The sequence below is a fragment of the Streptomyces endophyticus genome, from assembly GCF_035798155.1.
Lineage (GTDB): Bacteria > Actinomycetota > Actinomycetes > Streptomycetales > Streptomycetaceae > Streptomyces > Streptomyces endophyticus.
Genome location: NZ_JAOZYC010000099.1, coordinates 36,567 through 60,948 on the forward strand (window position 1 = coordinate 36,567; position 24,382 = coordinate 60,948).

The window sequence follows — 24,382 nt, forward strand, 5'->3', positions numbered from 1 at the left end:
CCTATCGCGGCCCGGGTGTCGCCCCACGCATCACAAAACATCGGAAGTCTCGGAAGTTCTCGAAAACCTCGACTGTCGTACCTCTTGTCAGTCACAGCAGCCTTCGGAAGTTCTCGAAACATCCCGCAGCTCAAGGAGAGTCATCGAGCGATGGCCGGTCCCGCATTCCGCGCCGCCGCCGTCAGGGTGCGCGTCCCCGCCACCAGCGCCAATCTCGGCCCGGGCTTCGACAGCCTCGGTCTGTCGCTGGGGCTCTACGACGACGTGGTCGTCAGGGTCGCCGACTCCGGGCTGAACATCGACATCGCCGGTGAGGGCTCCGAGACCCTGCCCCGCGACGAGTCGCACCTTCTCGTACGGTCCCTGCGCACGGCCTTCGACGCCCTCGGCGGACAGCCGCGCGGCCTTGAGATCGTCTGCGCCAACCGCATCCCGCACGGCCGTGGCCTGGGCTCTTCGTCCGCCGCGATCGTGTCCGCCGTGGTCGCCGCGCGCGCCGTGACGATAGGCGGCGGCGCCCTGCTCGACGACGCCGCGCTGCTCGAACTCGCCACCGAGATCGAGGGCCACCCCGACAATGTGGCCCCGTGCCTGCTCGGGGGCTTCACCATCGCGTGGACCGAGACCGGCGCGGGCCGGGCGATCCGTCTCGACGCGGCCAGTTCCGTCGTTCCGGTGGTCTTCGTCCCCGGAAAGCCTGTCCTCACCGAAATGGCGCGAGGACTCCTGCCGCGCACCGTCCCGCACGTGGACGCCGCGGCCAACGCGGGCCGGGCGGCCCTGCTCGTAGAGGCCCTGACCAGGCGCCCCGAGCTGCTGCTCCCGGCCACCGAGGACCGCCTCCACCAGGAGTACCGGGCGCCGGCGATGCCGGAGAGCGCCGCCCTGGTGGAGCGGCTGCGGGCCGACGGGGTGCCCGCGATGATCTCCGGAGCGGGGCCGACGGTCCTCGCTCTGGTGGAGGAAGAAACGGCCGACAAGGTCGCCCGGCTGGCCGGGGAGGGCTGGGCGGCGAACCGCCTTGACCTCGATGTCGACGGAGCGAGCGTGCTGCCGCTTGGCTCCTGACACCACCCGGTTGCCGGAATACGAGAGGGGGAATGTTTGTTGGATCCGGTAGTGTTAACCTCAAGTCTGCACCCGGCCCTACCATGGCGAGGTGCTGTGTGTCCCTGTCAGGGACAACCATTCTTCCGGGAGCCTCCCCAGCAATTCTGTGCATCGTCCTCGCATGTCGAGACGTGGCGCTGAAGAGTGGCGAGCACGCTCCGGAACCGGCGTGACCGAGCCGCGTGACACAGAAATCCAGTGCACCCGCGGAATCGGGCATCGCCGTCACCACCGAATTCTTCCGCCTCTTCGGCGGACAACCGCCCCGGCACGGTCCGTACAGGCAGGACCTTCGCCGGACAGCACAACCGGTCGCCGAGCCAGACAGGCCGACGTCCGCTCCAGGGAAGGACCCTTCGTGAGCGACACCACCGATCTGATGGGCGTGACTGCCGACAGCTCTGCTGCCGCGCCCGCCGCGTCCTCTGCGGACGCCTCCGCCGCGCCCGCCCGGCGGCGCCGCGGTACCGGCCTTGACGGCATGGTGCTGGCCGAGCTGCAGCAGGTCGCATCGGGCCTCGGTATCAAGGGCACCGCGCGGATGCGCAAGAGCCAGCTGATCGAGGTCATCAAGGAGGCGCAGTCCGGGGGAGGCAACTCACAGGCCGCCCCCGCGAAGAGCGCCGACGCCGCCGAGACGAAGCCGAAGCGGCGGGCCACCTCGAAGGCCCGTACCGGCGACGAGGCCGCGGCCGAAGCCGCGCCGGCGAAGTCGGCCGCCAAGGCGGACAAGGCGGACAAGGCCGAGACGGCCGACGCCAAGGCGAAGAAGGCCACCGCCCAGCAGCAGATCGAGATCCCCGGCCAGGGCGCCAGCGACGAGCAGCCGGCCGGCGAGCGTCGTCGCCGTCGTGCCACGTCCGAGGCGGGCAGCCCCGAGACGGTCACGGCCGAGGCCAAGTCCGACACGCGCCAGGACAAGCAGGAGCGTCAGGACGGCGGCGACGGCAACAAGGGCGACGGCGGCCAGGACGGCAACCACGAGGGTCGTCGCGACCGCCGTGACCGTCAGGGCGACCGCCAGGGCGGCCAGGGCGACCGTCAGGGTGGCCGTGGTGGGCGCGACCGCGACCGCGACCGTGACCGTGACCGCCGCGGCGGCAAGGGCGACGACCAGGGCGGGAACAGCCAGGGCGGCGGCCGGAGCAACCAGCAGGGCGGCGGCGGCCGGAACAACCAGCAGCAGGACGACGGCTACGACGACGACGGCACCGGCCGCCGCGGACGCAGGGGCCGTTACCGCGACCGCCGTGGGCGTCGCGGCCGCGACGAGCAGGGCTTCGGCAACGAGCCGCAGGTCTCCGAGGACGACGTCCTGATCCCCGTCGCGGGCATCCTCGACATCCTCGACAACTACGCCTTCATCCGTACGTCGGGCTACCTGCCGGGTCCCAATGACGTCTACGTCTCCCTGGCCCAGGTCCGTAAGAACGGCCTGCGCAAGGGTGACCACGTCACCGGAGCCGTGCGTCAGCCCAAGGACGGCGAGCGCCGCGAGAAGTTCAACGCGCTCGTCCGCCTCGACTCGGCGAACGGCATGGCGGCCGAATCCGGCCGCGGGCGCCCGGAGTTCAACAAGCTGACGCCCCTTTACCCGCAGGACCGCCTCCGCCTGGAGACGGACCCGGGTGTGCTGACGACGCGCATCATCGACCTCGTCGCGCCGATCGGTAAGGGCCAGCGCGGTCTGATCGTGGCCCCGCCGAAGACCGGCAAGACCATGATCCTGCAGGCGATCGCCAACGCGATCACCGTGAACAACCCCGAGTGCCACCTGATGGTCGTCCTCGTCGACGAGCGTCCGGAAGAGGTCACGGACATGCAGCGGTCGGTGAAGGGCGAGGTCATCTCCTCGACCTTCGACCGTCCGGCCGAGGACCACACCACGGTCGCCGAGCTCGCCATCGAGCGCGCCAAGCGCCTCGTGGAGCTGGGTCACGACGTCGTCGTGCTGCTCGACTCGATCACCCGTCTGGGCCGCGCGTACAACCTCGCGGCGCCTGCCTCGGGCCGCATCCTGTCCGGTGGTGTCGACTCGACCGCCCTGTACCCGCCGAAGCGCTTCTTCGGTGCGGCCCGCAACATCGAGGACGGCGGCTCGCTGACCATCCTCGCCACCGCCCTGGTGGACACCGGGTCCCGCATGGACGAGGTCATCTTCGAGGAGTTCAAGGGCACCGGCAACGCCGAGCTCAAGCTCGACCGCAAGCTCGCCGACAAGCGCATCTTCCCGGCGGTGGACGTGGACGCGTCCGGTACCCGTAAGGAAGAGATCCTGCTCGGCAGCGACGAGCTGGCGATCACCTGGAAGCTGCGTCGCGTGCTGCACGCGCTCGACCAGCAGCAGGCGATCGAGCTGCTGCTCGACAAGATGAAGCAGACGAAGTCCAACGCGGAGTTCCTGCTGCAGATCCAGAAGACGACGCCGACGCCGGGCAACGGCAACGACTGACGCTTCACCGGGATCCAGGGGCTGGGCCCCGCCGCTTCGTGCGGCGGGGCCCAGCCCTTTTCCGTGCCTGGTCGGGACGGATCGGGGCACTCGTGGACCAGAGACCTTCACCACACGTATAAGGATCTGTGCCCTCTGTGAAGCATGCGGCACATGGGCGTGAAAGTGCAGGTGAGAGGGTTGCGGGTCGTTGGCCCCGCTACATACGGTCGCTCCTCCGTCCCAGAATGCGCACACGTGTTTGTGCAACCCTTCTTGGCGGTCCGCCGTCACACCGAGTGAACGAAGAAGCGGACCGAAGGACCAGAAGCAGACGAACCTGCGGGGAGTTATGCCGGACCGTGACAGCAAGCCCGGGCGCCACCGCGTCGCCAAGGGCAGCCGCCGCAAGGCGCGCAGTGGGCGCAGCAAGGCGCTGCGGATCGCGGCGTGGAGCGCCGCGGGCGTCGTCGTCCTCGGTGGAACCGGCCTGGGGTACGTCTACTTCCAGCTCAACGGCAACATCAAGAGCGTCGACATCGACTCGCAGCTGGGCACCGACCGTCCGCAGAACGTGGACAACGGCTCCGAGGACATCCTCGTCCTCGGCTCCGACACCCGGGCCGGCGACAACGAGAAGGTCGGCGGCGGCGCCGACGAGGGCTCCGCGCGCTCGGACACCGCGATGGTCGTCCACGTCTACAAGGGCCACAAGCGGGCCAGCGTCGTCTCCATCCCCAGGGACACGCTCGTCAACCGGCCCTCGTGCACCGACAAGGACGGCAACGAGTACCCGGCGCAGAACGAGGCCATGTTCAACTCCGCGTACTCGACGGGCGGCGCGGCCTGCGCGGTGAAGACCGTCGAGTCCATGAGCGGAATCCGCATGGACCACTACGTGGAGGTCGACTTCAGCGGCTTCCAGAAGCTGATCGACGACCTCGGGGGCGTCAAGGTCACCACCACGAAGGCGATCAACGACCCCGACAGCCATCTGAACCTCACCGCCGGCACCCACAAGCTCAGCGGCGAGCAGTCGCTCGGCCTCGTCCGCACCCGGCACGGCGTCGGCGACGGCAGTGACCTGGGGCGCATCCAGCTCCAGCAGTCGTTCATGAAGGCCCTGATGGACCAGATCAAGAGCGTCGGCGTCTTCACCAGCCCGAGCAAGCTGTACGCACTCGCGAACACCGCGACGAAGACGGTGACCACGGACTCGCAGCTGGCCTCGGTCAAGGACCTGACCTCGTTCGCGAGCGGCCTCAAGGGCATCGGCTCCGGCGACATGAACATGGTGACGCTGCCCGTGCAGTACGACCCGAACGACGCCAACCGCGTGCTGCTCGACGAGACCAACGCGAACAAGGTGTGGAAGGCGCTCGACGCCGACAGGACCATCCCGAAGTCGGCCACGGCGGACTCCGCCAAGGGCTCCGCCGACAGCGTCGTGAAGTAGCTCCGACCCCTTCGGGGAGGGCCGGGAATACTTCCGGGCCCTCCTCCGTTTTGGGGGATACGGCCAGTCCTGGCAGACTGGTACGTCGGCCCCGGTTCACGCTCCCGCATCCCGCGTCAGCGACCCGGCGCCCTCCCGAACCTAGGAGACACCTTGAAGCGCGAGATCCACCCCGAGTACATCGAGACCCAGGTCAGCTGCACCTGTGGCGCCGAGTTCACCACCCGTAGCACCATCTCGTCCGGCACCGTCCGTGCCGAGGTCTGCTCCGAGTGCCACCCGTTCTACACGGGCAAGCAGAAGATCCTCGACACCGGTGGCCGTGTGGCCCGCTTCGAGGCCCGCTTCGGCAAGTCTGCAGCTGCCCAGAAGTAGCGAAGCTCCAGCGCCGGTCCACGGTGCCCCTGTTTCTCGCGGGGGCATCCGGGACCGGCGCTTTGCGGTGCAGCCCCCTTTCGAACCCGTAACTGCAGGAGCCGGAGATGTTCGAGGCCGTCGAGGAACTGATCGGTGAGCACGCCGATCTGGAGCAGAAGCTCGCGGACCCCTCGGTCCACGCCGACCAGGCGAACGCGCGCAAGCTCAACAAGCGCTACGCCGAGCTGACCCCGATCGTCTCCACGTACCGCTCCTGGAAGCAGACCGGGGACGACGTCGAGACGGCCAAGGAGTTCGCCGCCGACGACCCGGACTTCGCGGCCGAGGTCAAGGAGCTGGAGCAGCAGCGCGAGGAGATCACCGAGAAGCTGCGGCTCCTCCTGGTCCCGCGCGACCCGTCCGACGACAAGGACGTGATCCTCGAGATCAAGGCCGGCGCCGGCGGCGACGAGTCCGCGCTGTTCGCGGGCGACCTGCTGCGCATGTACCTGCGCTACGCGGAGCGCATCGGCTGGAAGACCGAGATCATCGACTCCACCGAGTCCGAGCTGGGCGGCTACAAGGACGTCCAGGTAGCCGTGAAGACCAAGGGCGGGAACGGCGCGACCGAGCCCGGGCAGGGTGTCTGGGCCCGCCTCAAGTACGAGGGCGGCGTGCACCGCGTGCAGCGTGTGCCGTCGACCGAGTCGCAGGGCCGCATCCACACCTCCGCCGCCGGCGTGCTGGTCACGCCCGAGGCCGAGGAGGTCGACGTCGAGATCCACGCGAACGATCTGCGCATCGACGTGTACCGGTCCTCGGGCCCCGGCGGCCAGTCCGTCAACACGACCGACTCCGCCGTCCGCATCACGCACATCCCCACCGGCGTCGTGGCTTCCTGCCAGAACGAGAAGTCCCAGCTGCAGAACAAGGAGCAGGCGATGCGTATCCTGCGCTCCAGGCTCCTCGCAGCGGCGCAGGAGGAAGCGGAGAAGGAAGCCGCCGACGCCCGCCGCAGCCAGGTCCGCACCGTCGACCGCTCCGAGAAGATCCGTACGTACAACTTCCCGGAGAACCGCATCTCGGACCATCGTGTCGGCTTCAAGGCCTACAACTTGGACCAGGTGCTCGACGGCGAGCTCGACGCCGTGATCCAGGCGTGCGTCGACGCGGACTCGGCCGCCAAGCTCGCCGCCGCGTAGAACCGCACCGCCCGCCCCGTACGACAGCTCAGCCCGGAGGATCAGCGTGCAGCAACATTTTGGGGGGCGGCCCCCGAACCCCCGCAGCGTGCTGCTCGCGGAAGTGGCCCAGGCCACTCAGCGGCTCGCCGACGCCGGCGTGCCCTCGCCGCGCAATGACGCGGAGGAGCTCGCGTCCTACGTGCACGGCGTCAAGCGGGGCGAGCTGCACTCGGTCAAGGACGTCGACTTCGACGCCCGGTACTGGGAGGCGATCGCGCGCCGCGAGGCCCGCGAACCGCTCCAGCACATCACCGGGCACGCCTACTTCCGCTATCTGGAGCTCGAGGTCGGCCCGGGTGTCTTCGTGCCGCGCCCGGAGACCGAGTCGGTCGTCGGCTGGGCCATAGACGCGGTGCGCGCGATGGATGTCGTCGAGCCGCTGATCGTCGATCTGTGCTCCGGCTCCGGCGCCATCGCGCTCGCGCTCGCCCAGGAGGTGCCGCGCTCGCGCGTGCACGCCGTGGAGCTGTCCGAGGACGCGCTCAAATGGACGCGCAAGAACGTCGAGGGGTCCAGGGTCGACCTGCGCCAGGGCGACGCCCTGACGGCCTTCCCCGACCTCGACGGCGAGGTCGATCTGGTGATCTCCAACCCGCCGTACATCCCGCTCACCGAGTGGGAGTACGTCGCCCCGGAGGCCCGCGATTACGACCCGGACCTCGCCCTGTTCTCCGGTGAGGACGGGCTCGACCTGATCCGTGGCATCGAGCGCACCGCCCACCGTCTGCTGCGCCCCGGCGGCATCGTCGTCATCGAGCACGCGGACACGCAGGGCGGCCAGGTGCCGTGGATCTTCACCGAGGAGCGGGGCTGGGCGGACGCCGCCGACCACCCCGACCTCAACAACCGCCCGAGGTTCGCGACCGCCCGCAAGGCGCTGCCGTGACCGACGCGTTGTCCATTGAGTTTGACGAGTTCGAGCGATCCGCAGACCGGCACACCGAGCAGGAGGCCCGCTAGATGGCACGGCGTTACGACACCAACGACGCAGTCGACCGCGCTACCGGCCTGCGTGAAGCCGCCTCCGCAGTCCGCCGCGGCGAGCTGGTCGTGCTGCCCACCGACACCGTGTACGGCATCGGTGCCGACGCCTTCACGCCCGAGGCGGTCGGTGACCTCCTGGAGGCGAAGGGCCGCGGGCGCAACATGCCGACGCCGGTGGTCATCCCGTCGCCGAACACGCTGCACGGGCTCGTCACGGACTTCTCCGAGATGGCCTGGGAACTGGTCGACGCGTTCTGGCCGGGCGGCCTGACCCTCGTCGCCAAGCAGCAGCCGTCGTTGCAGTGGGACCTCGGCAGCACCCGTGGCACCGTCGCGGTCCGCATGCCGCTGCACCCCGTCGCCATCGAACTGCTCACCGAGGTCGGCCCGATGGCGCTCTCCTCCGCGAACCTGACGGGACACCCGGCCCCCGAGGACTGCGACGCCGCGCAGGAGATGCTCGGCGACTCCGTCTCGGTCTACCTCGACGGGGGGCCGACGCCCGGCAACATCCCGTCATCCATCGTCGACGTCACCGGCAAGGTCCCGGTCCTGCTGCGCGAGGGCGCACTGACCGCGGACGAGCTGCGCAAGGTCGTACCCGACCTCGAGGTGGCGAATTGACAGCCCCTGAGACGGGGCGTGGCATAGGTAACGGGTACGTACGCACGCCGGCTCTTCCCGGCGACACCTTCCGCATCCTCCACGTCAGCACCGGCAACGTGTGCCGCTCGCCGATCACCGAGCGGCTGACCCGGCATGCCCTCGCGGACCGGCTCGGCGCGCCGCTCGCCGGCGGTCTCGTCGTGGAGAGCGCGGGCACCTGGGGCCACGAGGGCGCGCCCATGGAGGCCAACGCGGAAGCGGTCCTGGCCGACTTCGGCGCGGACGCCTCCGGCTTCGTGGGCCGCGAGCTCCTCGACGACCACGTCATAAGGGCCGACCTGGTCCTGACCGCGACCCGCGACCACCGCGCGCAGGTCATCTCCATGGGCCACAGCGCGGGCCTGCGCACGTTCACGCTGAAGGAGTTCACGCGGCTCGTGCGGGCCATAGACCCGGCCACGCTCCCGGACCCCGTGGAGTCCGGCGTGGTCGAGCGTGCCCGCTCCCTGGTCCGCGCGGCGGCCGCGCTACGCGGGTGGCTCCTCGCCCCTTCCGTGGAAGCGGACGAGGTCTACGACCCGTACGGCGCACCCCTCCCGTTCTTCCAGTCGGTGGGCGGCGAGATCAACGAGGCGCTGAATCCGGTGGTTGCGGCGCTGACCGGGGTCGACAAATAAGCCCCGCCGGCGACTGAGGCGCGGGGTCCGGGGCGGAGCCCCGTGACGTGAGCACGGGCGGCCGTACCCACACGGATCTACATTGGAAGGCACTCACCTCCCCGACGCGAGGCCCGGAGCCGACCATGCCGGTGATGACAGAACCCGCAGCCACAGCGGAGCTCCTGCGGCAGGACCCCGAACTGGCCGAAATCCTCCTCGGGGAGACCGCCCGCCAGGCGGACTCCCTCCAGCTCATCGCCGCGGAGAACTTCATGTCGCCCGCGGTCCTCGCCGCCCTCGGCTCCCCGCTCGCCAACAAGTACGCGGAGGGCTATCCCGGCGCCCGCCACCACGGCGGCTGCGAGCTCGTCGACGTCGCCGAACGCCTCGCGATCGACCGGGCCAGGGCCCTCTTCGGCGCCGAACACGTCAACGTACAGGCGCACAGCGGCTCTTCGGCCGTGCTCGCCGCGTACGCCGTACTGCTGAAGCCCGGCGACACCGTCCTCGCGATGGGCCTGCCGTCCGGCGGCCACCTCACGCACGGATCACCGGCCAACTTCTCCGGCCGCTGGTTCGACTTCGTCCCGTACGGCGTCGACGCGGAGAGCGGGCTGATCGACTACGAGCAGGTCCGCGCGGCGGCCCGCGCCCACCGCCCCAAGGCCATCGTCTGTGGCTCGATCTCGTACCCCCGGCACATCGACTACGCCGCCTTCCGGGAGATCGCCGACGACGTGGGCGCCCACCTCATCGCCGACGCCGCGCACCCCATCGGCCTGGTCGCCGGGGGAGCGGCCCCGAACCCGGTCCCGTACGCCGACATCGTCTGTGCCACCACGCACAAGGTGCTGCGGGGACCGCGCGGCGGGATGCTGCTGTGCGCGGCCGAGCTGGCCGACCGCGTCGACCGGGCCGTCTTCCCCTTCACCCAGGGCGGCGCCCAGATGCACACGATCGCGGCGAAGGCCGTCGCGTTCGGCGAGGCGGCGCGGCCCGCCTTCACCGCGTACGCCCACCAGGTCGTCGCCAACGCCCGGCTGCTCGCGGGCGCGCTGGCGGCGGAGGGATTCGGCGTCACCACCGGCGGCACCGACACCCACCTGTTGACCGTGGATCCGGCCCCGCTCGGCGTCGCGGGCGTCGTGGCGCGCGGCCGGCTCGCCTCCGCGGGCATGATCCTCGACACATGCGCGCTGCCCCATGAGGGTGGCCGCGGCCTGCGCCTCGGCACCGCCGCCGTCACCACACAGGGCATGGGTGAAGGAGAGATGGCCCGCATCGCGGTGCTCCTCTCGGGTGTCGTACGGGGCGTTCTGGACGCCTCCACGGTCCGCGAAGAGGTGCGCGAACTGGCCGGAAGATTCCCCCCGTACCCCGCCTAGAACGGGGTACACGCCCAGCAGGACACCCCCTGCGCCGCACCAGGTACGTCTCTGGAACCGTCAGTCGTGCAACCATCGTCGCTACCCGGAAGTCCCCAACCCCAAGCACGCGAGACTAGGGTGTGGGGCTGAGATGGCCAGCGATACCTGTGGGGAAGCCCGTGCGTGAATACCTGCTGACGCTCTGCATCACGGCCGCGGTGACCTATCTGCTCACAGGCCCGGTGCGGAAGTTTGCGATCGTGGCCGGCGCCATGCCGGAGATCCGTGCACGCGACGTGCACCGGGAACCCACGCCGCGACTCGGCGGTATCGCCATGTTCTTCGGACTGTGCGCGGGTCTGCTCGTCGCGGATCACCTGACCAACCTGGACAAGGTCTTCGAGTCCTCGAACGAACCGCGGGCGCTGCTCTCCGGCGCCGCGCTGATCTGGCTGATCGGCGTCCTGGACGACAAGTTCGAGATCGACGCCCTGATCAAGCTCGGCGGCCAGATGATCGCCGCGGGCGTGATGGTCATGCAGGGCCTGACGATCCTGTGGCTCCCGATCCCCGGCGTGGGGACGGTGTCCCTGACGCAGTGGCAGGGGACCCTGCTCACCGTCGCGCTCGTCGTGATCACCATCAACGCGGTGAACTTCGTCGACGGCCTGGACGGGCTCGCGGCGGGCATGGTGTGCATCGCCGCCGCGGCGTTCTTCCTGTACGCGTACCGGATCTGGTACGGCTACGGCATCGAGTCCGCGGCCCCGGCCACGCTGTTCGCGGCGATCCTGATGGGCATGTGTCTGGGCTTCCTGCCGCACAACATCCATCCGGCCAGAATCTTCATGGGCGACTCGGGCTCCATGCTCATCGGCCTCGTCCTCGCGGCCGGCGCGATCTCCATCACCGGACAGGTCGACCCGGACGCGCTCGCGCTCAACCTCGGTGGCTCCACGCGTGACACCACGCACGCGATGCTCCCCGTCTTCATCCCGCTGCTGATGCCGCTGACGATCATCGCGATCCCGTTCGCGGACCTCGTGCTCGCGATCGTGCGCCGCACCTGGAACGGGAAGTCGCCGTTCGCCGCGGACCGCGGGCATCTGCACCACCGGCTCCTGGAGATCGGCCACTCGCACTCCCGCGCGGTGCTGATCATGTACTTCTGGTCGGGCCTCATCGCCTTCGGCGCGGTCGCCTACTCGGTGCACTCCGCGTCCGGGATGTGGGTCATGCTCGGCGTCGTCGCGCTGAGCTTCGTCGGCCTCATCATGCTGTTGCTGCCGCGCTTCACGCCGCACGCGCCGCGCTGGGCCCAGCACTTGGTGCCGCCGCGCTACCGGCGACCGGCCGGGGCGGGGGACGGGGCGGCCGAGTCGGCCGAGGGTTCCGAGGACGAACCGGACCGCGACCGGATCCCCGCGGGGGTCAACGGAGCGACGGCGATCGGCGCCCGTTCGCGCTTCACGGATCGGCGTAAGGCGGGAACGTCCCGTTGACCCGGGCGACCACGAAGTCCGAAATGAGCCCAATACCAGACATGTTGGCCTCGCGCGTGCACAGACGCGCAGGATCCCCCTCACGTGTGACGGTTGGCACACCTTCTAGGTAAAGACCGCATCAAATAGTTTGTGATACCGTTCACGAAGCCGGGGGAAGGATCGAAAGGCCGTAGTGCGACGGCCATTTGGCCCGAATCGGACTGCTGAATCCCCGGACTACGCTCGTCCATGACGACACCCTGCCCCACACCAGTAAGCGGAGTTGCCGCCATGCCGTCCAATGACGCACGGACCCTTCTTCAAGCCGTCGTACCCACCGCTGCCGCGGGCGTGATTGCCGCGGTGATCAGTGGTGTGGTTGCGGGCGGCAAGGGGGCCGTCGGTGCGCTGGTCGGTGCTCTTGTGGTGATCGTGTTCATGGGCCTCGGGCAGCTCGTGCTGATTCGCACGGCAAAATCGCTTCCGCAGCTGTTCCAGGCGATGGGGCTGATGCTCTACGTCGCCCAGCTGCTGCTGCTCTTGATCTTCGTGGCCGTCTTCAAGGACACGACTCTCTTCAATCCCAAAGCCTTTGCCATCGCGCTGGTCGTTTCGACCGTCGTGTGGATGGCGGCCCAGGCCCGCGCTCACATGAAGGCCAAGATCTTCTATATCGATCCCGAGTCGGCGCCCGGATCCAAGGGGTCCGGAACCAGCGAAAGGGACGAGAAGACCGGGTCGTCGTCGTGAGAGGTAGGGCCGGGATAAGTGCCCGTTCGTCGGGCTGCTATCGTCCGGTGCCAACTGCGGCATCGCCGGCGCGGGCACGAGAGCTGACGCCTGCACGATCGCGAGGCTCACTGCCTGCCCGCCGCCCCCACGCCCGAAACACCAGACCGGTGCCGATCCGCGGCTGCGCGCCGCACCGACACAACGAGGTTGCCGTACTTATGCGTCACGCCGAAGGAGCCCGCGGTGAGTGCTGACACGACCCAGCTCGCCTTTGACTGGAGCTGTCGGATCATGTCCGACAACGGATGCGGCTTCCCGGCGCCGGGCCTGCACTCCTTCCTGTTCGAACCGATTGCCGACTTCGGCTGGTTCTACTTCAACAAGGTGATGCTGCTTGCCCTCATCACCACGGTCATCATCTGCTGGTTCTTCTACGTCGCGTTCGGCCGCTCGAAGGTCGTGCCCGGCAAGATCCAGATGATCGGTGAGGCCGGCTACGACTTCGTGCGCCGCAACATCGTCTACGAGACGCTGGGCAAGCGCGAGGGCGAGAAGTACGTCCCGATCATGGTCTCGCTGTTCTTCTTCATCTGGATCATGAACGTCTGGTCGGTCATTCCGCTGGCCCAGTTCCCGGTCGGATCGGTCATCGCCTACCCGATCGTCCTCGCGGCCATCGTGTACCTGATCTGGGTGCCGCTGACTTTCAAGCGCCATGGTTTCGTGGGCGGTTGGAAGAACATCACCGGCTACGACAACTCGCTCGGCCCGATCAAGTGGCTGGTCTCGTTCATCGAGTTCTTCTCGAACCTGCTGGTCCGCCCGTTCACGCACGCGGTCCGACTCTTCGCGAACATGTTCGCGGGTCACCTGATGCTGGTGATGTTCACCGTCGCCTCCTGGTACCTGCTGAACAGCTGGATGATCCCGGCCGCGGGAGTCTCCTTCGTCATGACGATGGTCATGATCCTCTTCGAGCTTTTCGTGCAGGCCGTCCAGGCATACGTCTTCGTGCTGCTGGCCTGCTCGTACATTCAGGGCGCTCTCGCCAAGCAGCACTGAGCAGCACCCGCCTTACCCACACACCGAGTCGTCCGGTGGCCAACCACCACCGGTTCGTAAAGAAAAGGAAGTTACGGCATGTCCGCTCTCCAGACCCTTGCCGCTGAAGGCGTTCACGGCTCCATCGGTTCTATCGGTTACGGTCTCGCCGCCATCGGCCCCGGCATCGGCGTCGGCATTGTCTTCGGTAACGGCACCCAGGCTCTGGCCCGCCAGCCCGAGGCCGCCGGCCTCATCCGCGCCAACCAGATCCTCGGCTTCGCCTTCTGTGAGGCGCTCGCCCTCATCGGCATCGTCATGCCGTTCGTGTTCGGTATCTGATTTCTATACCTGACACGATTCGACGAAAGGCACTGATGTGATCGCCAACCTGGTACAGCTGGCGGCCGAGGAAGAGCAGAACCCGCTCATCCCGCCCGGCCCCGAGCTGCTCATTGGCACCCTTGCCTTCGCCATCGTCTTCTTCGTCTTCGCCAAGAAGCTCCTTCCGCGTATCAACAAGACGCTGGAAGAGCGCCACGCGCAGATCGAAGGCGGTATCGAGAAGGCCGAGGCACTCCAGACCGAGGCCCAGAGCGTGCTCGAGCAGTACAAGGCTCAGCTCGCCGAGGCCCGGCACGAGGCCGCGCGGCTGCGCCAGGAGGCGCAGGAGCAGGGTGCCTCGCTCATCGCCGAGATGCGTGCGGAAGGCCAGCGGCAGCGTGAGGAGATCATCGCCGCCGGTCACTCGCAGATCGAGGCCGACCGCAAGGCCGCCGCTCAGGCGCTGCGTCAGGACGTGGGCCTGCTGGCCACCGACCTGGCCGGCAAGCTGGTCGGCGAGTCCCTCGAGGACACCGCCCGGCAGTCGCGCACGATCGACCGCTTCCTCGACGAGCTCGAGGAGAAGGCAGAGGCTGCACGATGACCGCCCACGGAGCGAGCCGCGAGGCGCTGGCCGCCGCGCGTGAGCGTCTGGACGCGCTGACCGACAACACATCGGTCGACGTCAAGGCGCTCGCCGGCGACCTGGCCTCGGTGACCGCGCTGCTGCACCGCGAGGTCAGCCTGCGGCGGGTCCTGACCGACCCGGCGCAGGCCGGTGAGGCCAAGGCCGAGCTCGCGAGCCGCCTGCTCGGCGGCCAGGTCGGCGGCGAGACCGTCGACCTGGTGTCCGGCCTGGTCCGCTCCCGGTGGTCGGCCTCCCGCGACCTGGTCGACTCCCTCGAGGAGCTGGCCAACACCGCGGACCTGACCGCGGCGCAGAAGAGCGGTGACCTCGACGACGTCGAGGACGAGCTGTTCCGGTTCGGCCGGATCGTCTCCTCCAACACCGAGCTGCGCGCCGCACTGACCGACAAGACGGCCTCGGTCTCGGCCAAGGGCGACCTCGTGAAGCAGCTGCTCGACGGTCGGGCCAAGCCCGCCACCGAGCGGATCGTCGGGCGTCTTGTGACCGCGCCGCGTGGACGTAGCCTGGAAGCGGGACTCGAGTCCCTCTCCAAGCTCGCCGCGGAGCGTCGCGAGCGCATGGTGGCGGTCGTCACCACGGCGGTCCCGCTGAGCGACGCGCAGAAGCGGCGCCTGGGTGCGTCCCTGGCGAAGCTCTACGGCCGTCAGATGCACCTGAACCTGGACGTGGACCCCGAGGTCCTCGGCGGGATCAAGGTGCAGGTGGGCGACGAGGTCATCAACGGCTCCATCGCGGACCGCATCGAGGAGGCCGGCCGCCGTATGGCCGGCTGACCGCAACAACCTCAACACGTACGACTACGGCCCTAGTTGGGCCGTGCAGAGGATTCCTGGGGGCTGACCCCAGACCCCCCAAGAACACTTCGGGCCCAACAAGGAGAGCAGGGAACCCAGATGGCGGAGCTCACGATCCGGCCGGAGGAGATCCGGGACGCGCTGGAGAACTTTGTCCAGGCGTACAAGCCGGACGCGGCCTCGCGCGAGGAGGTCGGTACGGTCACCGTCGCCGGCGACGGTATCGCGAAGGTCGAGGGCCTCCCCTCGGCCATGGCCAACGAACTGCTGAAGTTCGAGGACGGCACCCTCGGTCTCGCGCTGAACCTGGAAGAGCGCGAGATCGGCGCGGTCGTCCTCGGCGAGTTCAGTGGCATCGAGGAGGGTCAGCCGGTCAGCCGTACCGGCGAGGTCCTGTCCGTCGGTGTCGGCGAGGGCTACCTGGGTCGTGTCGTCGACCCGCTCGGCGCCCCGATCGACGGTCTCGGCGAGATCGAGACGTCCGGCCGCCGCGCCCTCGAGCTGCAGGCCCCCACGGTCATGGACCGCAAGTCGGTTCACGAGCCGATGGAGACCGGCTACAAGGCCGTCGACGCGATGACCCCCGTCGGCCGTGGCCAGCGTCAGCTGGTCATCGGTGACCGCCAGACCGGCAAGACCGCCCTGGCCGTCGACACGATCATCAACCAGCGTGACAACTGGCGCACCGGCGACCCGAAGAAGCAGGTCCGCTGCATCTACGTCGCCGTCGGTCAGAAGGGCTCCACCATCGCCTCCGTGCGCGGTGCCCTCGAAGAGGCCGGCGCGCTGGAGTACACGACCATCGTCGCCGCCCCGGCGTCCGACCCGGCCGGCTTCAAGTACCTGGCGCCGTACACCGGCTCGGCCATCGGCCAGCAGTGGATGTACGAGGGCAAGCACGTCCTCATCATCTTCGACGACCTCTCGAAGCAGGCCGACGCCTACCGCGCCGTGTCCCTGCTGCTCCGCCGCCCGCCGGGGCGCGAGGCCTACCCGGGTGACGTCTTCTACCTGCACTCCCGTCTGCTCGAGCGCTGCGCGAAGCTCTCGGACGAGATGGGCGCGGGCTCGATGACCGGTCTGCCGATCGTCGAGACGAAGGCGAACGACGTGTCGGCGTTCATTCCGACCAACGTCATCTCCATCACCGACGGCCAGTGCTTCCTGGAGTCCGACCTGTTCAACGCCGGCCAGCGGCCTGCCCTGAACGTCGGTATCTCGGTCTCGCGTGTGGGTGGTTCCGCCCAGCACAAGGCCATGAAGCAGGTCTCCGGCCGACTGCGTCTGGACCTGGCCCAGTACCGCGAGCTGGAGGCGTTCGCCGCCTTCGGTTCCGACCTGGACGCCGCGTCGAAGTCGCAGCTGGAGCGCGGTCAGCGTCTGGTCGAGCTGCTCAAGCAGGCTCAGTATCAGCCGATGGCCACCGAGGACCAGGTCGTCTCCATCTGGGCCGGCACCACCGGCAAGATGGACGAGGTGCCGGTCGCCGACATCCGCCGCTTCGAGAAGGAGCTCCAGGAGTACCTGCACCGCAAGGAGCAGGGCCTCATGACCTCCATCAAGGAGGGCGGCAAGATGTCGGACGACACCATCCAGGCTGTCGCCGAGGCCGTCGCCGAGTTCAAGAAGCAGTTCGAGACCTCGGACGGGAAGCTTCTCGGCGAGGACGCTCCGGCCGCTGCCGGTAAGTGACGACGGAAGGGACCTGACTCATGGGAGCCCAGCTCCGGGTCTACAAGCGTCGCATCCGATCCGTCACCGCGACCAAGAAGATCACCAAGGCGATGGAGATGATCGCCGCCTCGCGTGTCGTCAAGGCGCAGCGCAAGGTGGCGGCCTCCACGCCCTACGCGACCGAGCTCACGCGCGCGGTCACGGCGGTGGGGACGGGGTCGAACACCAAGCACCCGCTGACGACCGAGGTCGAGACGCCGACCCGCTCCGCGGTTCTGCTGCTCACCAGCGACCGCGGTCTGGCCGGCGCCTTCAACTCGAATGCGATCAAGGCCGCCGAGCAGCTGACGGCGCGCCTCGAGGCCGAGGGCAAGGAGGTCGACACGTACATCGTCGGCCGCCGTGGTCTGGCCCACTACAACTTCCGCGAGCGCAAGGTCGCGGAGTCGTGGGCGGGCTTCACCGACGAGCCCACGTACGCGGACGCCAAGAAGGTAGCGGCGCCGCTGATCGAGGCCATCGAGAAGGAGACGGCGGAGGGCGGCGTGGATGAACTCCACATCGTCTACACCGAGTTCGTCTCGATGATGACGCAGACGGCCATCGACGGCCGGCTGCTGCCGCTCAGCCTCGAAGAGGTGGCGGAGGAGTCGAAGGCGTCCGGTAAGGGCGACGAGATCCTTCCGCTGTACGACTTCGAGCCGTCGGCGGAGGACGTCCTCGACGCCCTGCTGCCGCGCTACGTCGAGAGCCGGATCTACAACGCGCTGCTCCAGTCGGCTGCTTCCAAGCACGCCGCCACCCGCCGCGCGATGAAGTCGGCGACCGACAACGCGGGAGACTTGATCAACAACCTCTCGCGACTTGCCAACGCGGCCCGCCAGGCCGAAATCACCCAGGAAATCAGCGAGATCGTCGGTGGCGCCAGCGCCCTGGCCGACGCGACCGCGGGGAGTGACAAGTAATGACCACCACTGTTGAGACGGCCGTTGCCACGGGCCGCGTCGCCCGGGTGATCGGCCCGGTCGTCGACGTGGAGTTCCCCGTCGACGCGATGCCGGACATCTACAACGCCCTGCACGTCGAGGTCGCGGACCCGGCGAAGGACGGCGAGAAGAAGACCCTGACGCTCGAGGTCGCCCAGCACCTCGGTGACGGCCTGGTCCGCGCGATCTCCATGCAGCCCACCGACGGTCTGGTCCGCCAGGCCCCGGTCACCAACACCGGCGCTTCCATCACGGTGCCCGTCGGCGACTTCACCAAGGGCAAGGTGTTCAACACCCTTGGTGAGGTGCTGAACTCCGACGAGCAGTACACCGGCGAGCGCTGGGGCATCCACCGCAAGGCGCCGAACTTCGACGAGCTCGAGTCGAAGACCGAGATGTTCGAGACCGGCATCAAGGTCGTCGACCTTCTCACCCCGTACGTCAAGGGTGGAAAGATCGGCCTGTTCGGCGGTGCCGGCGTCGGCAAGACGGTGCTCATCCAGGAGATGATCTACCGCGTCGCCAACAACCACGACGGTGTCTCCGTGTTCGCCGGTGTCGGCGAGCGCACGCGTGAGGGCAACGACCTCATCGAGGAGATGTCCGAGTCGGGCGTCATCGACAAGACCGCGCTGGTCTTCGGTCAGATGGACGAGCCGCCGGGCACCCGTCTGCGCGTGGCCCTCGCGGGTCTGACCATGGCGGAGTACTTCCGCGATGTGCAGAAGCAGGACGTGTTGTTCTTCATCGACAACATCTTCCGCTTCACGCAGGCCGGTTCCGAGGTCTCGACCCTGCTGGGTCGCATGCCCTCGGCCGTGGGTTACCAGCCGAACCTGGCCGACGAGATGGGTCTCCTCCAGGAGCGCATCACGTCGACCCGTGGTCACTCGATCACGTCCATGCAGGCCATTTACGTGCCCGCGGACGACCTGACCGACCCGGCCCCGGCGACGACCTTCGCCCACCTCGACGCGACGACGGTGCTTTCCCGTCCGATCTCGGAGAAGGGCATCTACCCGGCCGTGGACCCGCTGGACTCCACGTCCCGCATCCTGGACCCGCGTTACATCGCGGCGGACCACTACAACACCGCCATGCGCGTCAAGACGGTGCTGCAGAAGTACAAGGACCTCCAGGACATCATCGCGATCCTCGGTATCGACGAGCTGGGCGAGGAGGACAAGCTCACCGTCCACCGCGCCCGTCGCGTGGAGCGCTTCCTGTCCCAGAACACCCACGTCGCCAAGCAGTTCACCGGCGTCGACGGGTCGGACGTCCCGCTGGACGAGTCGATCGTGGCCTTCAACGCGATCATCGACGGCGATTACGACCACTTCCCGGAGCAGGCGTTCTTCCTGTGCGGTGGCATTGAGGACCTCAAGGCCAACGCCAAGGAGCTCGGCGTCTCCTGAGCCCCGTGCTCACAGGGAGGACCGGGGTGTGTCCCGGTCCTCCCGCAACGCCCACTAGACTTTGAACCGACACCCGGCAGCGAGTGCCGCCGGGTGGTGACCCGAGGAGCCCACCTTGGCTGCTGAGCTGCACGTCGAGCTCGTCGCCGCGGACCGCAGTGTCTGGTCCGGCGAGGCCACCCTGGTCGTCGCGCGTACCACGTCCGGCGACATCGGCGTCATGCCCGGTCACCAGCCGCTGCTCGGTGTGCTGGAGTCGGGCCCTGTGACGATCCGTACGACGGACGGCGGAACGGTCGTGGCGGCTGTCCACGGCGGTTTCGTCTCGTTCGCCGACAACAAGCTGTCCCTGCTGGCCGAGATCGCCGAGCTTTCGGACGAGATCGACGCCCAGCGGGCGGAGCGGGCGCTGGAGCGCGCGAAGTCGGACGCCGACGCGTCCGCCGAGCGTCGTGCCGACGTGCGACTTCGTACGGTGGCGGCGCGCTGAACCCAGCGAGCCACGTGATGTACCTCAGCCGCGGCCCAGGCCGGAGATAATCTCCGGACCGGGTCGCGGCTGAGGCGATCTACCGGTAGTTGATGTTTTTGCTGTTCCGTTATCAGGCATCCGGTGCCTGATCGGTCGAGAAGCGAGGAGGTCGGTGCAGATGGTCCTCGTTCTCGTGCTGTGCGTAGTCGCGATCGTCGTACTCGTGGTGGTGGGGCTTGTCGCCTTCGGAGTGCGGCGGCGGCTCATCCAGCGCTCCGGCGGTACGTTCGACTGCTCGCTGCGCTGGGACGCGCCGGCGCCCGATGCGGCCGACGTCTCCGGCAAAGGCTGGGGCTATGGGATCGCCCGCTACAACGGTGACCGGATCGAGTGGTTCCGCGTCTTCTCGTACGCGCCCCGTCCGAAGCGCATTCTGGAGCGGGCGGCGATCGAGGTCACCGGGCGGCGGTCCCCGGAGGGCGAGGAGGAGCTCGCGCTCCTCTCCGACGCGATCGTCCTCGCGTGTTCGCACCGCGGGACCCGCCTCGAACTGGCCATGAGCGAGGACGCGCTGACCGGTTTCCTGGCGTGGCTTGAGGCGGCGCCTCCCGGCCAGCGGGTCAACGTGGCGTAGCAGGTCAAGCCCCGCGACGTGGGCATGGAGAAGCCGGGCTTACGGGGGGCGTTCCCGTAAGCCCGGCTTCGGTTTCAGGGGTGGTTACTTCAGGCCGGAGTTGATGGCCGTCACCAGTTCGCCGGAGGCGGTGTCACCCGAGAACTCCCAGAAGAACGCCCCGCCCAGGCCCTGCGACTTGGCCCAGGACATCTTCGAGCCGATCGTCGCCGGTGTGTCGTAGGACCACCAGTCCGAGCCGCAGTGCGCGTACGCCGTCCCGGCCACCGTGCCGTTCGACGGGCACTTGGTCTTGAGGACCTTGTAGTCCTCGATGCCCTGCTCGTACGTGCCGGCGGCGGGACCCGTGGCCGTGCCGCCCGGCTCCTTCTGGGTGACGCCGGTCCAGCCGCGGCCGTAGAAGCCGATGCCCAGCAGCAGCTTGCTCGCCGGGACCCCCTGCGCCTTCAATTTGGCGATCGCGTCGGCGGAGTTGAAGCCCTGCTGCGGGATGCCGGAGTACGAGGTGAGCGGGGAGTGCGGGGCCGTCGGGCCCTTCGCGTCCCAGGCGCCGAAGAAGTCGTACGTCATGACGTTGTACCAGTCGAGGGACTGGCCGGCCCCCGCGTAGTCGTTCTTCTCGATCTTGCCGCCGGCGGAGGCGTCGGCCGTGATGGCGGCGGTGACCAGGTTCTGCGAACCGAACTTCGAACGCAGCGCCGTCGACAGCTTCTTGAGCGCGTCCTGGCCGGACGTGTCACAGCTCAGACCGCACGCGTTCGGGTACTCCCAGTCGATGTCGATGCCGTCGAAGACATCGGCCCAGCGCGGGTCCTCGACCAGCTTGTAGCAGGAGTCGGCGAACGCGGCCGGGTTCTTCGCGGCCTCACCGAAGCCACCGGACCAGGTCCAGCCGCCGAACGACCAGAGGATCTTGAGGTTCGGGTGCTTGGCCTTCAGCTGGCGCAGCTGGTTGAAGGCGCCCCGCAGCGGCTGGTCCCAGGTGTCGGCCTGCCCGGAGACGGAGTTGGCGGCCGTGTACGCCATGTCGGTGTCGGCGTAGGAGTCGCCCATGGTGCACTTGCCGCCCTGGACGTTGCCGAAGGCGTAGTTGATGTGCGTGACCTTGCCGGCCGAGCCGGAGGTCTCCAGGTTCTTCGGGTAGTACTGGCGGCCGTAGACGCCCCAGTCGGTGAAGTAGCCGAGATTGACCTTGCCGCCCGGGCCCGGGTCGGTGCCGCCGCCGGTGGTGTGCACCTTGACGGAGCCGGAGACGGGTCCCGTCTGGTCGGCGGTGTCGCGGGCCTGCACCGTGTACGAGTAGTCGGTGCCGGCGCTCAGCCCCGTGTCGGTGTACGAAGTGCCGGTCACCGTCGCGACCTTGGCGCCGTCGCGCAGTACGTCGTAGTTCTTGACGCCCTTGTCGTCGGTGGCGGCCGACCAGGACAGCTTGGCGGAGGTGTCGGTGACACCGGAGGCGGTCGGGGTGCCGGGAGCGGAGGGTGCCGCGTCGCCGGGGACGTCGCCGCCGTCGCAGGAGGCCCCGTTGAGCTTGCAGCCGGTGGGGGCGCCGGAGCCGGAGCCGTTGAACCCGAAGGAGACGGAGGCGCCGGGCGCGAGGGAGCCGTTCCAGGAGAGGTTCTTGGCGGTCCAGTGGTCGGCCGAGTTGGTGACGGTCGCGTCCCAGGCCGAGGTCACCTTCGTACCGGAGGGGAAGTCCCACTCGACGTTCCACGAATTCACGGTCGTGGTACCGGAGTTCCGAATCGTCCACTTGCCCTCGAAGCCGCTGCCCCAGTCCTGGGTCTTGGCGTACGTGGCGGTGACGGCGGTGGCCTCGGCGGCGGCGTGGGAGGGGGTGGCGAGGCCGACGAGGGCGGCGGCGGGGAGAACGAGGGTCGCGAGTGCCGCGGTCGCTCTGTGCCGAAGTCTCTGTCTGGGTACGTCGGTCGGGTGCATCAGGTGCTCCTAGGAGGTCCGGGGTCCGTAATGGGGGTGGAACCCTGCGACGCCCATGAGCACCGGAGTGGGGGGTGTGCTCACCGCAGTGCGGCGAGAATAGAAAGGTCTGGACCAGCGGTCAAGGTCTAAACCAATCACGGCTTTCGGCCAACTTCCCGCGCCAGCACGGCAGCCTGCACCCGGCTGCGCAGATTCAATTTGCCCAGCAGACGGCTGACGTGGGTCTTCACCGTGGCCTCGGCCATGTCGAGCCGGCCCGCGATCTCCGCGTTGGACAGGCCATCGCCCAGCCGGTCGAGCACCTCCCGCTCCCGGCGCGTGAGCGTCTCCAACTCCGGTGGAGGGTCGGCATGTTCGCCCTCGGGCCGCGCGAACTCGGCGATCAGGCGGCGGGTGACCGCCGGCGCGATCAGGCCCTCGCCCCGGGAGACCGTGCGGACGGCCGACAGCAGGTCCTTCGCGTCCGTGTTCTTGAGCAGGAACCCGGCCGCCCCCGCGCGCAGCGCCCCGAACACGTACGCGTCGAGGTCGAAGGTGGTCAGCACGAGCACGTCGGCGAGCTCCTCGGCGACCACCTCGCGCGTGGCCGAAACGCCGTCGAGACGCGGCATCTGCACGTCCATCAGGACCAGATCGGGCCGCAGCTCGCGGGCCAGTTCCACCGCCCGCTCGCCGTCCTCGGCCTCGCCGACGACCTCGATGTCGGGCGCGCTGTTCAGGATGAGGACCAGCCCGGCCCTTACGGCGGACTGGTCCTCGGCGACGAGTACGCGGATCACTCGGTGACTCCTTTCAGGGGGAGGCGGGTCAGGGGGAGGCGGGCGCACACCCGCCAGACCTTGCCGACCGGGGCGTCGGGCCCCGCCTCGAACGTGCCGCCGAGCAGCGCCGCCCGCTCCCGCATCCCGACGAGCCCGGCTCCGGAGCCCGGCGCGCGCGGCCCGTCCCGGTCGCCGTACGGACTGTCGACCCGCACCTCGACGCGTTCGTCGGAGCGGTCGACGGCCACCGTGACCCGGCCCTTCGCCGCGTGCTTGAGCGCGTTCGTGAGGGACTCCTGGACGATGCGGTAGGCGGCGAGCTCGACCGGCGCGGGCAGGTCGGTGACGGCGCCGGACACGGTCAGCCGGACGTCGAGGCCGTTCGTACGGGACTGCTCGACGAGGGCGCCGAGGCCCGCCAGGGTGGGCGCGGCGACCGGCTCGGTGTCCTCGCCCGCGTCCCGCAGGATGCCGATGAGGCGGCGCATCTCGGCGAGGCCGTCGACGCTGTTCTCCCGGATCGTCTTCAGCGCCGTACGCGTGGTGTCCGGGTCGTCGAGGGAGAGCGCGGCGGTGGAGTGGATCGCGATCGCCGACAGATGGTTCGCCACCATGTCGTGCAGCTCGCGGGCCATCCGGGCGCGCTCCGCGGTCACCGCCTGCGTCCGGTCGAGCTCGGCGAGCAGCGCGGTCTGCTCGGCCCGCAGCCGCTCCGTCTGCGCGGCCTCGCGGTGGCCGCGCACCAGCATGCCGGTGGCCGCGGGAGCGAAGGACACGAGCCCGGTCACGACGCCGATCAGGACCGCCTCGGGCCGCCGCCACCAGGCCAGGAAGCCGAGCGTGACGGCGACCGTGAGCAGGCCGGTGACCACGGGGAGGCGGCGCGCGGCGGCCGGCGTCCCGTACAGGGCGCCCGCGTACATCAGGTCGGTGAACATCATCACCGTGGCCAGATTGCCGTCGGTGAACTGGTCGGCGACCACGGCGACCGTGCCGACGATCACCGCGAACCGGGGCCGGGTGCGGCGCAGCGGCTCCAGGGCCGCCATGACGACGAGCGGGACGAGCACCCACGCCCCGCCGAGGGGCCGGCCCCCACTCATCGGCAGCCCGATGCCCCACAGCACGAGCCCGCCGAGCAGCCCGCCGACGGCGATGCGCACGTCGTCGCGGTGCGGACGGAGAGAAGCGGCGGCCTGCATGCCTCCATCCAACACGGCCGGAGCGGTCCTGCCATGGTGCCGCGGGACGAGTGGGGGAG

General features: G+C 69.0%; 23 protein-coding genes. 20 read left to right on the forward strand and 3 right to left on the reverse strand.

What is annotated here, in order from left to right; genetic code table 11:
* The first annotated feature begins 150 nt into the window (after positions 1-150).
* From thrB to OKJ99_RS14635, 20 genes are all read left to right on the forward strand, one after another.
* On the forward strand, positions 151-1,068 hold the full coding sequence (gene thrB / locus OKJ99_RS14540) for a homoserine kinase (protein WP_326016562.1): 918 nt from the start codon (positions 151-153) through the stop codon (positions 1,066-1,068).
* A gap of 400 nt (positions 1,069-1,468) precedes the next feature.
* Positions 1,469-3,562, forward strand: a complete 2,094-nt coding sequence (gene rho, locus OKJ99_RS14545) for a transcription termination factor Rho (protein WP_326016563.1) — start codon at positions 1,469-1,471, stop codon at positions 3,560-3,562.
* 331 nt (positions 3,563-3,893) lie between these two features.
* Complete coding sequence (locus OKJ99_RS14550) at positions 3,894-4,997, forward strand: LCP family protein (RefSeq protein ID WP_326016564.1); 1,104 nt, start codon at positions 3,894-3,896, stop codon at positions 4,995-4,997.
* Between the two features lie 153 nt (positions 4,998-5,150).
* A complete protein-coding gene (rpmE, locus tag OKJ99_RS14555) occupies positions 5,151-5,372 on the forward strand; it encodes a 50S ribosomal protein L31 (RefSeq protein ID WP_326016565.1) in 222 nt (73 codons plus the stop codon).
* Between the two features lie 107 nt (positions 5,373-5,479).
* Complete coding sequence (gene prfA / locus OKJ99_RS14560) at positions 5,480-6,556, forward strand: peptide chain release factor 1 (RefSeq protein ID WP_326016566.1); 1,077 nt, start codon at positions 5,480-5,482, stop codon at positions 6,554-6,556.
* An 88-nt stretch (positions 6,557-6,644) separates the two neighbouring features.
* A complete protein-coding gene (gene prmC / locus OKJ99_RS14565; RefSeq protein ID WP_326016567.1) occupies positions 6,645-7,484 on the forward strand; it encodes a peptide chain release factor N(5)-glutamine methyltransferase in 840 nt (279 codons plus the stop codon).
* Positions 7,485-7,558: 74 nt separating this feature from the next.
* The gene (locus OKJ99_RS14570) at positions 7,559-8,206 is read left to right on the forward strand and encodes an L-threonylcarbamoyladenylate synthase (protein WP_266714092.1); all 648 of its coding nucleotides are present in this window, start codon (positions 7,559-7,561) and stop codon (positions 8,204-8,206) included.
* A complete protein-coding gene (locus OKJ99_RS14575) occupies positions 8,203-8,865 on the forward strand; it encodes an arsenate reductase/protein-tyrosine-phosphatase family protein (RefSeq protein WP_326016569.1) in 663 nt (220 codons plus the stop codon). The genes OKJ99_RS14570 and OKJ99_RS14575 overlap by 4 nt, the downstream gene beginning before the upstream one ends.
* Positions 8,866-8,990: 125 nt before the next feature.
* Positions 8,991-10,232 (forward strand): serine hydroxymethyltransferase, encoded by a 1,242-nt coding sequence (locus OKJ99_RS14580; RefSeq protein ID WP_326016571.1) that lies wholly within the window; start codon positions 8,991-8,993, stop codon positions 10,230-10,232.
* 161 nt (positions 10,233-10,393) lie between these two features.
* Positions 10,394-11,716 carry an MraY family glycosyltransferase gene (locus OKJ99_RS14585; RefSeq protein ID WP_326016573.1) on the forward strand — a complete coding sequence of 441 codons (1,323 nt, stop codon included), beginning with the start codon at positions 10,394-10,396 and terminating at the stop codon, positions 11,714-11,716.
* 273 nt (positions 11,717-11,989) lie between these two features.
* Positions 11,990-12,448, forward strand: a complete 459-nt coding sequence (locus tag OKJ99_RS14590) for a hypothetical protein (protein WP_326016574.1) — start codon at positions 11,990-11,992, stop codon at positions 12,446-12,448.
* 273 nt (positions 12,449-12,721) lie between these two features.
* Positions 12,722-13,492 carry a F0F1 ATP synthase subunit A gene (atpB, locus tag OKJ99_RS14595; RefSeq protein ID WP_326016681.1) on the forward strand — a complete coding sequence of 257 codons (771 nt, stop codon included), beginning with the start codon at positions 12,722-12,724 and terminating at the stop codon, positions 13,490-13,492.
* A gap of 78 nt (positions 13,493-13,570) precedes the next feature.
* Positions 13,571-13,813, forward strand: a complete 243-nt coding sequence (gene atpE / locus OKJ99_RS14600) for an ATP synthase F0 subunit C (RefSeq protein ID WP_326016576.1) — start codon at positions 13,571-13,573, stop codon at positions 13,811-13,813.
* 37 nt (positions 13,814-13,850) lie between these two features.
* Positions 13,851-14,399 (forward strand): F0F1 ATP synthase subunit B, encoded by a 549-nt coding sequence (locus OKJ99_RS14605; RefSeq protein ID WP_326016578.1) that lies wholly within the window; start codon positions 13,851-13,853, stop codon positions 14,397-14,399.
* The gene (locus OKJ99_RS14610) at positions 14,396-15,217 is read left to right on the forward strand and encodes a F0F1 ATP synthase subunit delta (protein ID WP_326016579.1); all 822 of its coding nucleotides are present in this window, start codon (positions 14,396-14,398) and stop codon (positions 15,215-15,217) included. The genes OKJ99_RS14605 and OKJ99_RS14610 overlap by 4 nt, the downstream gene beginning before the upstream one ends.
* A 120-nt stretch (positions 15,218-15,337) precedes the next feature.
* Positions 15,338-16,930 (forward strand): F0F1 ATP synthase subunit alpha, encoded by a 1,593-nt coding sequence (gene atpA, locus OKJ99_RS14615; RefSeq protein WP_326016581.1) that lies wholly within the window; start codon positions 15,338-15,340, stop codon positions 16,928-16,930.
* A 20-nt stretch (positions 16,931-16,950) separates the two neighbouring features.
* On the forward strand, positions 16,951-17,877 hold the full coding sequence (locus tag OKJ99_RS14620; RefSeq protein WP_326016582.1) for a F0F1 ATP synthase subunit gamma: 927 nt from the start codon (positions 16,951-16,953) through the stop codon (positions 17,875-17,877).
* The gene (gene atpD / locus OKJ99_RS14625) at positions 17,877-19,313 is read left to right on the forward strand and encodes a F0F1 ATP synthase subunit beta (protein ID WP_326016584.1); all 1,437 of its coding nucleotides are present in this window, start codon (positions 17,877-17,879) and stop codon (positions 19,311-19,313) included. Before OKJ99_RS14620 ends, atpD begins: the two co-directional genes overlap by 1 nt.
* A 115-nt stretch (positions 19,314-19,428) precedes the next feature.
* Positions 19,429-19,803 carry a F0F1 ATP synthase subunit epsilon gene (locus OKJ99_RS14630; RefSeq protein ID WP_266714129.1) on the forward strand — a complete coding sequence of 125 codons (375 nt, stop codon included), beginning with the start codon at positions 19,429-19,431 and terminating at the stop codon, positions 19,801-19,803.
* Positions 19,804-19,963: 160 nt separating this feature from the next.
* Positions 19,964-20,419: a DUF2550 domain-containing protein gene (locus tag OKJ99_RS14635; protein ID WP_326016586.1), complete on the forward strand. Its 456-nt coding sequence runs from the start codon at positions 19,964-19,966 to the stop codon at positions 20,417-20,419.
* 84 nt (positions 20,420-20,503) lie between these two features.
* Here OKJ99_RS14635 and OKJ99_RS14640 read toward each other — a convergent pair whose 3' ends face one another.
* The 3 genes from OKJ99_RS14640 to OKJ99_RS14650 all read right to left on the reverse strand — a co-directional run bounded on the left by OKJ99_RS14640 (position 20,504) and on the right by OKJ99_RS14650 (position 24,323).
* Complete coding sequence (locus tag OKJ99_RS14640) at positions 20,504-22,357, reverse strand: glycoside hydrolase family 18 chitinase (RefSeq protein WP_326016588.1); 1,854 nt, start codon at positions 22,355-22,357, stop codon at positions 20,504-20,506.
* Between the two features lie 137 nt (positions 22,358-22,494).
* Entirely contained in the window at positions 22,495-23,139 is a 645-nt protein-coding gene (locus OKJ99_RS14645; protein ID WP_326016589.1) for a response regulator transcription factor, read from the reverse strand.
* The gene (locus OKJ99_RS14650) at positions 23,136-24,323 is read right to left on the reverse strand and encodes a sensor histidine kinase (RefSeq protein WP_326016592.1); all 1,188 of its coding nucleotides are present in this window, start codon (positions 24,321-24,323) and stop codon (positions 23,136-23,138) included. The genes OKJ99_RS14645 and OKJ99_RS14650 overlap by 4 nt, the downstream gene beginning before the upstream one ends.
* Positions 24,324-24,382 lie beyond the last annotated feature (59 nt).

Bases quoted from the DNA above. Each gene is read 5' to 3' on its own strand.
- prfA (WP_326016566.1), top strand. From the start codon at position 5,480: ATGTTCGAGGCCGTCGAGGAACTGATCGGTGAGCACGCCGATCTGGAG.
- OKJ99_RS14650 (WP_326016592.1), bottom strand. From the start codon at position 24,323: ATGCAGGCCGCCGCTTCTCTCCGTCCGCACCGCGACGACGTGCGCATC.
- atpD (WP_326016584.1), top strand. From the start codon at position 17,877: ATGACCACCACTGTTGAGACGGCCGTTGCCACGGGCCGCGTCGCCCGG.
- OKJ99_RS14610 (WP_326016579.1), top strand. From the start codon at position 14,396: ATGACCGCCCACGGAGCGAGCCGCGAGGCGCTGGCCGCCGCGCGTGAG.
- atpA (WP_326016581.1), top strand. From the start codon at position 15,338: ATGGCGGAGCTCACGATCCGGCCGGAGGAGATCCGGGACGCGCTGGAG.
- OKJ99_RS14590 (WP_326016574.1), top strand. From the start codon at position 11,990: ATGCCGTCCAATGACGCACGGACCCTTCTTCAAGCCGTCGTACCCACC.
- thrB (WP_326016562.1), top strand. From the start codon at position 151: ATGGCCGGTCCCGCATTCCGCGCCGCCGCCGTCAGGGTGCGCGTCCCC.
- OKJ99_RS14640 (WP_326016588.1), bottom strand. From the start codon at position 22,357: ATGCACCCGACCGACGTACCCAGACAGAGACTTCGGCACAGAGCGACC.
- OKJ99_RS14580 (WP_326016571.1), top strand. From the start codon at position 8,991: ATGCCGGTGATGACAGAACCCGCAGCCACAGCGGAGCTCCTGCGGCAG.
- OKJ99_RS14620 (WP_326016582.1), top strand. From the start codon at position 16,951: ATGGGAGCCCAGCTCCGGGTCTACAAGCGTCGCATCCGATCCGTCACC.
- OKJ99_RS14635 (WP_326016586.1), top strand. From the start codon at position 19,964: ATGGTCCTCGTTCTCGTGCTGTGCGTAGTCGCGATCGTCGTACTCGTG.
- OKJ99_RS14570 (WP_266714092.1), top strand. From the start codon at position 7,559: ATGGCACGGCGTTACGACACCAACGACGCAGTCGACCGCGCTACCGGC.
- atpB (WP_326016681.1), top strand. From the start codon at position 12,722: ATGTCCGACAACGGATGCGGCTTCCCGGCGCCGGGCCTGCACTCCTTC.
- OKJ99_RS14550 (WP_326016564.1), top strand. From the start codon at position 3,894: ATGCCGGACCGTGACAGCAAGCCCGGGCGCCACCGCGTCGCCAAGGGC.
- atpE (WP_326016576.1), top strand. From the start codon at position 13,571: ATGTCCGCTCTCCAGACCCTTGCCGCTGAAGGCGTTCACGGCTCCATC.